This is a genomic window from Haematospirillum sp. H1815 (genome assembly GCF_012102705.1).
Taxonomy (GTDB): domain Bacteria; phylum Pseudomonadota; class Alphaproteobacteria; order Rhodospirillales; family Rhodospirillaceae; genus Haematospirillum.
Genome location: NZ_JAAVTA010000010.1, coordinates 41,098 through 49,999, shown reverse-complemented (window position 1 = coordinate 49,999; position 8,902 = coordinate 41,098). Strand labels below are relative to the sequence as shown.

12 protein-coding genes are annotated in these 8,902 nt (G+C 53.2%); all 12 read left to right on the top strand.

From position 1 onward, the window contains the following. The first annotated feature begins 348 nt into the window (after positions 1-348). The 12 genes from rpsL to rpsC all read left to right on the top strand — a co-directional run bounded on the left by rpsL (position 349) and on the right by rpsC (position 8,885). The gene (gene rpsL, locus HEQ60_RS08865) at positions 349-720 is read left to right on the top strand and encodes a 30S ribosomal protein S12 (RefSeq protein ID WP_066132254.1); all 372 of its coding nucleotides are present in this window, start codon (positions 349-351) and stop codon (positions 718-720) included. A gap of 28 nt (positions 721-748) precedes the next feature. After that, positions 749-1,219 carry a 30S ribosomal protein S7 gene (rpsG, locus tag HEQ60_RS08860; protein WP_066132251.1) on the top strand — a complete coding sequence of 157 codons (471 nt, stop codon included), beginning with the start codon at positions 749-751 and terminating at the stop codon, positions 1,217-1,219. A 27-nt stretch (positions 1,220-1,246) separates the two neighbouring features. Then, positions 1,247-3,325 (top strand): elongation factor G, encoded by a 2,079-nt coding sequence (gene fusA, locus HEQ60_RS08855; protein WP_168071340.1) that lies wholly within the window; start codon positions 1,247-1,249, stop codon positions 3,323-3,325. 35 nt (positions 3,326-3,360) lie between these two features. Further along, positions 3,361-4,551 (top strand): elongation factor Tu, encoded by a 1,191-nt coding sequence (tuf, locus tag HEQ60_RS08850; RefSeq protein WP_066132245.1) that lies wholly within the window; start codon positions 3,361-3,363, stop codon positions 4,549-4,551. A 140-nt stretch (positions 4,552-4,691) separates the two neighbouring features. Then, positions 4,692-5,000, top strand: a complete 309-nt coding sequence (gene rpsJ / locus HEQ60_RS08845) for a 30S ribosomal protein S10 (protein ID WP_066132242.1) — start codon at positions 4,692-4,694, stop codon at positions 4,998-5,000. Between the two features lie 29 nt (positions 5,001-5,029). Beyond that, positions 5,030-5,755, top strand: coding sequence for a 50S ribosomal protein L3 (rplC, locus tag HEQ60_RS08840; RefSeq protein ID WP_168071339.1), 726 nt, complete (start codon positions 5,030-5,032; stop codon positions 5,753-5,755). Positions 5,756-5,761: 6 nt separating this feature from the next. Beyond that, complete coding sequence (rplD, locus tag HEQ60_RS08835; RefSeq protein WP_066132236.1) at positions 5,762-6,379, top strand: 50S ribosomal protein L4; 618 nt, start codon at positions 5,762-5,764, stop codon at positions 6,377-6,379. Next, the gene (locus tag HEQ60_RS08830) at positions 6,376-6,690 is read left to right on the top strand and encodes a 50S ribosomal protein L23 (protein WP_168023166.1); all 315 of its coding nucleotides are present in this window, start codon (positions 6,376-6,378) and stop codon (positions 6,688-6,690) included. Before rplD ends, HEQ60_RS08830 begins: the two co-directional genes overlap by 4 nt. 5 nt (positions 6,691-6,695) lie before the next feature. Further along, positions 6,696-7,535 (top strand): 50S ribosomal protein L2, encoded by an 840-nt coding sequence (gene rplB, locus HEQ60_RS08825; RefSeq protein ID WP_168071338.1) that lies wholly within the window; start codon positions 6,696-6,698, stop codon positions 7,533-7,535. A 12-nt stretch (positions 7,536-7,547) separates the two neighbouring features. Further along, positions 7,548-7,826: a 30S ribosomal protein S19 gene (gene rpsS / locus HEQ60_RS08820; protein WP_066132228.1), complete on the top strand. Its 279-nt coding sequence runs from the start codon at positions 7,548-7,550 to the stop codon at positions 7,824-7,826. A gap of 1 nt (position 7,827) precedes the next feature. Continuing rightward, positions 7,828-8,208 carry a 50S ribosomal protein L22 gene (gene rplV / locus HEQ60_RS08815; RefSeq protein ID WP_066132225.1) on the top strand — a complete coding sequence of 127 codons (381 nt, stop codon included), beginning with the start codon at positions 7,828-7,830 and terminating at the stop codon, positions 8,206-8,208. Beyond that, positions 8,208-8,885, top strand: a complete 678-nt coding sequence (gene rpsC / locus HEQ60_RS08810; protein ID WP_168071337.1) for a 30S ribosomal protein S3 — start codon at positions 8,208-8,210, stop codon at positions 8,883-8,885. The genes rplV and rpsC overlap by 1 nt, the downstream gene beginning before the upstream one ends. Positions 8,886-8,902 lie beyond the last annotated feature (17 nt).

Here is an 8,902-nt window from a genome sequence, read left to right as displayed (position 1 = left end):
CCGGGCCTTTTTCATATCAACGCGTGTCAGAAATCCCGTTCAGAAGCTTTTCCTTGACGCTGGCAGGGGCTGGTCATAGTATGCGCGCCTCGATTGCCCGGTTTTATCGTGTGCCACGATTGTGTGGCGGTTTTTCTGAAGCCTGCCTCTTTCGTGCATAGGAGCCGAATCGCCTTTGGGTCTCTCTGAGGTGTTGTGTGCTCATTTGTTCTACGGAATTTATCCTGGAGCAGCTTTGGGTCGGGGGTGTGTGAGCAGGCGTCTTTTGGCGTCGGCCGTGCGGAATAGTGGCGCCGCTAAAGGTGTCGAAAAAGGCAACGCGCAAGCGTAAGTAAAGAAGGAACGGCAATGCCGACAATCAATCAGCTGGTCCGTCAAGGCCGCCAGCCGGCTGTAAAACGGAACAAGGCCCCGGCTATGCAGGGTTGCCCACAGAAGCGTGGCGTTTGTACTCGTGTTTATACGACGACCCCGAAGAAGCCGAACTCGGCGCTTCGTAAGGTGGCGCGTCTTCGCCTTACCAATGGTTTTGAAGTGACAGCCTATATTCCTGGTGAGGGTCATAATCTTCAGGAGCACTCCGTTGTGCTGGCGCGCGGCGGGCGTGTGCCTGACTTGCCTGGTGTGCGTTATCACATCATCCGCGGTACCCTGGATACCCAGGGCGTGAAGGATCGCAAGCAGCGTCGCTCGAAGTATGGCGCGAAGCGTCCGAAGTAAGTCCTCAGGTTCCAGGGAAATATAACCCATGTCTCGTCGTCATAGAGCTGAAAAGCGCGAAATTCTGCCTGATGCGAAGTTTGGTGATCTTGTAATCGCCAAGTTCATCAACTCCATCATGCTGGATGGAAAGAAGGCCGTTGCTGAGAAGATTGTCTACGGTGCTCTGGATAAGATTGGTGCCAAATCCGGTTCTGATCCTGTGCAGCTGTTCCATGGTGCGGTTGATAACATAAAGCCCTCTGTTGAGGTGCGTTCCCGCCGTGTTGGCGGTGCGACCTACCAGGTCCCCGTCGAGGTGCGTCCCGAGCGTCGTCAGGCGTTGGCCTTCCGTTGGTTGGCAGACTTTGCGCGCAAGCGTTCTGAATCCACGATGATTGATCGTCTTTCCGGTGAGCTTCTGGATGCAGCCAATAATCGTGGTGGTGCTGTCAAGAAGCGTGAAGATACCCATCGTATGGCAGAGGCCAACAAGGCCTTCTCTCATTACCGCTGGTAACGTGAATAGAAGGTACAGGGTCTCATTATGAAGCGCGAAACTCCGCTTGAGAGATATCGTAATATCGGCATCATGGCGCACATTGATGCCGGTAAAACGACGACAACTGAACGTATCCTGTATTACACAGGGAAATCGCACAAGATTGGCGAAGTCCATGAAGGTGCTGCGACCATGGACTGGATGGAGCAGGAGCAGGAGCGTGGTATTACTATTACCTCTGCTGCGACCACCTGCTTCTGGAAAGATCATCGTATCAATATTATTGATACGCCGGGCCACGTTGATTTCACGATTGAAGTTGAGCGTTCTCTGCGCGTTCTAGACGGCGCAGTGACCGTTTTTGATTCTGTGGCTGGTGTCGAGCCGCAGTCAGAAACCGTCTGGCGTCAGGCGGACAAGTACGGCGTTCCACGTATGTGCTTTGTCAATAAAATGGACCGCATGGGCGCGAACTTCTATCGCTGCGTCGACATGATTGTTGACCGGCTGGGGGCTGTGCCTTTGGTTGTTAATCTTCCGATTGGTGTGGAATCGGATTTCGCCGGTATTGTTGATCTCGTCAAGATGCAGGCTGTTGTCTGGAAGGGTGACGATCTTGGTGCGGCGTATGAATACGTTGATATCCCGGATGACCTTAGAGGCAAGGCTGCAGAATACCGAGAAAAGCTGCTGGAGACAGCGGTTGAGGTTGATGATGCTGTGATGGAAGCGTATCTGGAAGGCAATGAGCCTGATGAAGCTACGCTGAAGGCCTGCATTCGAAAAGGAACGATCGAGCGTCGTTTTGTCCCTGTTCTGTGTGGCTCTGCCTTCAAGAACAAGGGCGTGCAGACAATGCTGGATGCTGTCATCGACTTTCTTCCCGCTCCGGTTGATGTGCCGGCTATCAAGGGAGTTCTGGTTGACGGGGAAACGGAAGTTACGCGTCAGTCCTCTGATGCTGAGCCCTTTTCTGCTCTTGCGTTCAAGATCATGAACGATCCATTTGTTGGCTCCCTTACGTTTGTTCGCATTTACTCCGGTATCCTTGAATCTGGATCGTATGTCATGAATACGGTCAAGGAAAGGCGTGAGCGTATCGGTCGCATGCTTTTGATGCATGCAAATAATCGTGAAGAAATAAAGGTCGCCTCTGCTGGAGATATTGTTGCTGTTGTTGGGTTGAAAGACACAACGACTGGCGATACGCTTTGTGATCCTGTCAAGCCAGTGATTCTCGAGCGCATGGAGTTCCCTGAGCCGGTTATTGAGGTTGCTGTTGAGCCCAAGACTAAGGCGGATATGGAGAAAATGGGAATGGCTTTGGCGCGCTTAGCTGCCGAAGATCCTTCTTTCCGTGTATCCAGTGATCAAGAATCGGGTCAGACCGTGATCAAGGGGATGGGCGAGCTGCATCTTGAGATTATTGTTGATCGTATGCGTCGCGAGTTCAAGGTTGATGCAAACGTGGGCGCGCCGCAGGTTGCGTATCGCGAAACGATCTCAAAAACGTATGTTTGCGATTATACACACAAAAAACAATCTGGTGGGACGGGGCAATTTGCCAAGATCCAGTTGAGGTTTGAGCCGTTGGAGCCCGGTTCAGGGTTTGTTTTTGAAAGCGCCATTGTTGGTGGTGCTGTTCCAAAAGAATATATCCCTGGTGTCGAAAAGGGCCTGCGTTCCGCTATGGATACGGGTACGATCGTTGGTTTCCCTGTTACGGATTTCAAGGTTACGTTGACTGATGGTGGATTCCACGACGTTGACTCCAGTGTGCTTGCCTTCGAGATTGCGGCTCGTGCTGCTTTCCGTGAGGCCATGCCAAATGCGGGGCCTCGCTTGCTTGAGCCCGTAATGAAAGTTGAGGTTGTCACCCCTGATGAATATCTTGGCGATATCATTGGGGATCTTAACTCTCGTCGTGGCCAAGTTAGTGGTATGGATCAGCGTGGCAATGCCCGTGTTGTTGATGCATCTGTTCCCTTGGCGAATATGTTTGGCTATGTGAATACCCTGCGCGGGATGTCCCAGGGACGTGCCCAGTACAGTATGGTGTTTGATAAGTACGCTGAAGTACCGAATAACGTTTCTGAAGAAATCAAGGCCAAGTTGGCTGGTTGATGAAAGCGTGGCCTTACGGCCTAATGGAGTAGACAATGAGCAAGGCAAAATTTGAGCGGACGAAGCCGCACTGCAACGTTGGCACGATTGGCCACGTTGATCACGGGAAGACGTCATTGACGGCGGCTATTACGAAGGTTCTGGCTGAGACGGGTGGTGCTACGTTTTCCGCGTACGACCAGATTGACAAGGCCCCCGAAGAGCGCGCCCGCGGTATTACGATCTCGACGGCCCACGTTGAGTATGAGACGACGAACCGTCACTACGCGCACGTTGACTGCCCGGGTCACGCTGATTATGTGAAGAACATGATCACCGGTGCCGCGCAGATGGATGGTGCCATTCTGGTTGTCTCTGCCGCGGATGGCCCGATGCCGCAGACCCGCGAACACATTCTGTTGGCTCGCCAGGTTGGAGTTCCGGCCTTGGTTGTGTTCCTGAACAAGGTTGACCAGGTTGATGATCCGGAGCTTCTGGAGCTGGTTGAGCTGGAAATCCGGGAGCTTCTGTCCTCGTATGACTTCCCCGGGGATGATATTCCCATCATCAAGGGATCTGCGCTGGCCGTTCTTGAAGACAGCGACCCGAAGATCGGCAAGGAAGCGATTCTGGAGCTGATGCGCGCTGTTGATGAATACATCCCGCAGCCGGATCGTCCGAAAGACCTGCCGTTCCTGATGCCGATTGAAGACGTGTTCACGATTTCTGGTCGTGGTACCGTTGCGACCGGTCGTGTGGAGCGCGGTATCCTGAAGGTCAACGATGAAGTCGAGATTATTGGCCTGAAAGACACCACCAAGACCACCTGTACCGGTGTGGAAATGTTCCGCAAGCTTCTGGATCAGGGTGAGGCCGGTGATAACATCGGTGCGCTGCTGCGTGGCGTGAAGCGTGACGACGTGGTGCGTGGTCAGGTCCTTGCCAAGCCAGGTTCGATTACGCCGCATACCGAGTTTGAATCGGAATGCTATATCCTGTCGAAGGACGAAGGTGGCCGTCATACGCCGTTCTTCTCCAACTACCGTCCACAGTTCTACTTCCGTACCACCGACGTAACCGGAACAATTGCGCTGCCGGAAGGTACCGAAATGGTCATGCCCGGAGACAATATCCGTATCAGCGTTCGCCTGATTGCGCCCATTGCTATGGATGAAGGTCTCCGCTTCGCCATCCGGGAAGGCGGCAGAACCGTCGGCGCCGGTGTCGTCTCCAAAATTAACAAGTAACAATCCAAAATCGAAGTCGTTTTACAACTTCGCTGTTTGACAAAAAAAGGTGGGCGCCCGGAGAAAGATGCGGTATAAGCCGTTCTTCCCCGGGCGCCGGGTTATCACACCACTGAAGAAAGAGTTCGGGTCAGGCCACTATGGAAAGCCAGAATATCCGTATCCGCCTCAAGGCATTTGATCACCGTGTGCTTGATCAAAGTGCTTATGAGATTGTTAATACCGCCAAGCGTACTGGCGCCCAGGTGCGGGGGCCTATCCCCCTGCCGACCCGGATTGAAAAGTTCACAGTGAACCGCTCTCCACATATTGATAAAAAGTCGAGAGAGCAGTTTGAGATCCGTACTTATAAGCGTGTGTTGGATATTCTCAATCCAACTCCGCAGACCGTCGACGCGCTCATGAAGCTTGATCTGGCCGCCGGTGTAGATGTCCAGATTAAGTTGTGAGCGTGATAAACAATGCAAGGAACGAAATAATGCGCTCCGGTCTTATCGCCCAGAAAGTCGGTATGACCCGGCTGTTTACCGCAGAAGGTGAGCATGTCCCGGTTACGGTGCTGAAAGTTGATGGCTGTCATGTCGTCGCTGTTCGCACACAGGATCGGGATGGCTACACAGCGGTTCAGCTTGGTGTTGGTACTGCCAAGGTTAAGAATGTGTCCAAGGCTATGCGTGGTCACTTTGCTGCTGCAAAGGTGGAGCCGCGTAAGAAGGTTGCGGAGTTTCGAGTCAGTCCTGAGTATCTTCTTGATTCAGGGGTTGAGTTGTCTGCCGATCATTTTGTTGCTGGTCAGCTGGTTGATGTTGTTGGCACCTCTATCGGTAAGGGCTTTGCTGGTGGAATGAAGCGCCACAATTTCCGTGGTCTTGAGGCGACGCATGGCGTCTCTGTGTCTCATAGGTCCCACGGATCAACTGGTAATCGTCAGGATCCTGGTCGTGTGTTCAAGGGCAAGAAGATGGCGGGCCATCTTGGCGCTGAGCGCGTGACATTGCAGAATTTGAAAGTTGTCTCTACGGACTCCGAGCGGGGCCTGCTTCTGGTTAGGGGCGCTGTTCCCGGTTCCGAGGGAAGTTGGGTCCTGGTTCGTGATGCGGTCAAAAAAGGAATACCTGAAGGGGCTCCCTTGCCGGCCGGTGTCAAGGTTTCTTCTGGTGTCTCTTCTTCCGAGGATTCTGCCGGAAGTGAGAGCAAGGAATAGGCTGTCATGAAGCTGGACGTTATTAGCCTTGAGAATAAGGCAGTGGGAACCATAGAGTTGCCGGATGATATTTTCGGCCTTGATGTTCGTTCCGATATTTTGCAGCGCGTTGTGCGTTGGCAGCTTGCGCGGCGTCAGTCTGGTACGCATCAAACGAAGACCATTTCCATGGTCTCTGGAACAACCCGCAAGCCGTTCAAGCAGAAAGGGACCGGGCGTGCTCGTCAGGGGTCAATGCGTGCTACCCAGTTTAGGGGTGGTGGTGTTGCCTTCGGTCCTGTTGTGCGATCTCACGCGCATGATCTGAACAAGAAGTTCCGCAAGCTTGGTTTGAAGACGGCTTTGTCCGCGAAGGCGCGTGAGGGTAAGCTGGTTGTTGCTGACTTTGCGGGTGTGACTGGAAAGACTAAGGACTTGGCGCTTCAGGTCAAGGCCTTGGGCTGGTCGTCTGTGCTGGTTGTTGATGGTGCTGAGGTCGATGCTCTGTTCGCTCGCGCAGCTTCAAATATTCCAGGGCTGTCATTTTTGCCAACTCAGGGTGCCAATGTTTACGACATCTTGCGTCGGGATACCCTTGTTCTGACTCGGGCGGCTGTTGAAAAGCTGGAGGAGCGCCTGAAATGAAGTGCCGTGCAGTCAAAGTCTCGAAAGAGCGCATGTACGACATCATAAAAAGCCCGGTTATTACCGAGAAGGCTACTATGGCGTCTGAATACGGTCAGGTTACCTTCCGTGTGCCTTTGGATGCCTCAAAGCCTGAAATCAAAGCTTCTGTCGAGGGTGTTTTTGGTGTGAAGGTTCGGGCGGTTAATGTCTCGATCACGAAGGGCAAGCTCAAGCGTTTCCGTGGTACTATCGGGCGGCGTTCCGATGTAAAGAAAGCCATGGTCAGGCTTGTTGAAGGTCAGTCTATCGATGTGATGACGGGAGTCTGAGGTCTATGGCACTGAAAACATTCAACCCTGTTACGCCGAGTACGCGCCAGCTTGTTTTGGTGGATCGTGCCGGATTGTGGAAGGGGAAGCCTGTCAAGTCCCTGACAGAGGGTCTGACAAAGTCCGGTGGACGTAACAATACGGGGCGTATTACCTCGTGGCAGCGCGGTGGCGGTCATAAGCGTCGTTACCGGATTGTCGATTTCAAGCGTAATGAGCAACTTGGTATGAGTGCTACTGTCGAGCGATTGGAGTATGATCCGAATCGTACGGCTTTTATTGCTCTTATCACGTATGAAGATGGAAAGCAGGCATATATCCTTGCTCCACAGCGATTAAAGGCGGGTGATGTCGTTGTTTCTGCTGAGAAAGCAGACATTAAGCCCGGTAATGCTATGCCTCTGAAGAACATGCCCGTTGGCACGATTGTGCACAACGTGGAGATGAAGCAAGGCAAGGGAGGGCAGATAGCACGCTCCGCTGGATCCTATGTCCAGTTGGTTGGTAAAGATGCTGGTTATGCCCAGTTGCGCCTGTCCTCTGGTGAGGTGCGCTTGGTGCGCGGCGAGTGTATGGCGACGGTTGGTGCTGTCTCCAACCCTGATCATCAAAACATAAATTTGGGGAAAGCTGGCAGAAGTCGCTGGCTTGGTCGGCGTCCGCATGTGCGCGGCGTTGCAATGAACCCCGTTGATCACCCGCATGGTGGTGGTGAAGGCCGTACTTCCGGTGGTCGCCATCCAGTTACCCCGTGGGGCAAGCCTACGAAGGGTAAGAAAACCCGCAGCAACAAGGCTACTGACAGACTGATCATGCGGTCACGTCATCAGGCCAAGAAGAAGTAACGGAGAACGGACGTGGCTCGCTCTGTTTTGAAGGGACCGTTCGTCGACGGTTATATGCTGAAGAAAGCCGATGCTGTGCGCAGCTCGGGCAGAAATGAGGTGGTGAAGACTTGGTCTCGACGCTCGACCATTCTGCCGCAGTTTGTCGGTATTACGTTTGGTGTCCACAATGGGCACAAGTTCGTCCCTGTTCTGGTGACCGAAAATATGGTCGGTCACAAGTTCGGTGAATTTGCGCCAACCCGTACTTATTACGGGCATGCTGCGGACAAGAAGGCGAAGAGGAAATAACATGGGTAAGCCTAATGCCCCGCGTGCGTTGGCAGATAATGAGGCCCGTGCCTTTGCTGCCACTATACGGACCAGTCCGCAGAAGCTGAACGTCGTTGCGTCGTCCATTCGTGGGTTGAGTGCTGAGAAAGCCTTGACTTCCCTGATGTTCAATGCGCGCCGCGTCTCTGGCGAGGTTCGTAAGGTTTTGCAGTCTGCAATTGCCAATGCGGAGAACAACCATCAGCTTGATGTTGATCGTCTGGTTGTGGCTGAAGCTTTTGTTGGTAAGGCGATGGTGATGAAGCGCTGGCGTGCCCGCGCTCGTGGACGTACTGGAAAGATCCTGAAGCCGTTCTCGAACCTTACAATCGTGGTGCGTGAACGCGAGGAGTCTGAATAATGGGTCAGAAAGTAAATCCGATCGGCTTGCGTCTTGGTATTAACAGGACTTGGGATAGCCGCTGGTTTGCGGAAGGCGACTACGCAGATCTTTTGCATGCTGACTTGCGCATTCGCAAGTACCTCAAAAAGCGTCTGCATCAGGCAGGTATTTCCCGTATTGTTATCGAGCGTCCTGCTAAAAAGGCGCGTATTACAATACACACAGCTCGTCCGGGTGTTGTTATCGGGAAAAAAGGATCTGATATCGAGGTACTTCGTAGCGATCTGTCGAAGATGACAGGAAGCGAAGTGCATCTGAATATCGTGGAGATTCGCAAGCCGGAGACAGATGCGCAGTTGATTGCGGAAAGCATTACAAGTCAGCTGGAGCGGCGAGTGGCGTTTCGTCGTGCGATGAAGCGTGCGATCCAGTCCGCGATGCGTCTTGGTGTCGAGGGAATTCGTATCAACAGCTCGGGACGTTTGGGTGGGGCTGAAATTGCTCGTACCGAATGGTATCGGGAAGGGCGGGTTCCTCTTCATACCTTGAGGGCAGATCTGGACTACGGTCAGGCTACAGCATTCACTACCTACGGGGCTTGTGGTGTGAAGGTTTGGGTCTATAAGGGTGAAATTCTTGAGCACGATCCTATGGCTCAAGAGCGGCGTGCCCAGGAGCAGACGGCAGCTCGTTGAGCTGTCGTATCTGCTGT

Bases quoted from the DNA above. Each gene is read 5' to 3' on its own strand.
- rpsL (WP_066132254.1), top strand. From the start codon at position 349: ATGCCGACAATCAATCAGCTGGTCCGTCAAGGCCGCCAGCCGGCTGTA.
- rpsG (WP_066132251.1), top strand. From the start codon at position 749: ATGTCTCGTCGTCATAGAGCTGAAAAGCGCGAAATTCTGCCTGATGCG.
- fusA (WP_168071340.1), top strand. From the start codon at position 1,247: ATGAAGCGCGAAACTCCGCTTGAGAGATATCGTAATATCGGCATCATG.
- tuf (WP_066132245.1), top strand. From the start codon at position 3,361: ATGAGCAAGGCAAAATTTGAGCGGACGAAGCCGCACTGCAACGTTGGC.
- rpsJ (WP_066132242.1), top strand. From the start codon at position 4,692: ATGGAAAGCCAGAATATCCGTATCCGCCTCAAGGCATTTGATCACCGT.
- rplC (WP_168071339.1), top strand. From the start codon at position 5,030: ATGCGCTCCGGTCTTATCGCCCAGAAAGTCGGTATGACCCGGCTGTTT.
- rplD (WP_066132236.1), top strand. From the start codon at position 5,762: ATGAAGCTGGACGTTATTAGCCTTGAGAATAAGGCAGTGGGAACCATA.
- HEQ60_RS08830 (WP_168023166.1), top strand. From the start codon at position 6,376: ATGAAGTGCCGTGCAGTCAAAGTCTCGAAAGAGCGCATGTACGACATC.
- rplB (WP_168071338.1), top strand. From the start codon at position 6,696: ATGGCACTGAAAACATTCAACCCTGTTACGCCGAGTACGCGCCAGCTT.
- rplV (WP_066132225.1), top strand. From the start codon at position 7,828: ATGGGTAAGCCTAATGCCCCGCGTGCGTTGGCAGATAATGAGGCCCGT.
- rpsC (WP_168071337.1), top strand. From the start codon at position 8,208: ATGGGTCAGAAAGTAAATCCGATCGGCTTGCGTCTTGGTATTAACAGG.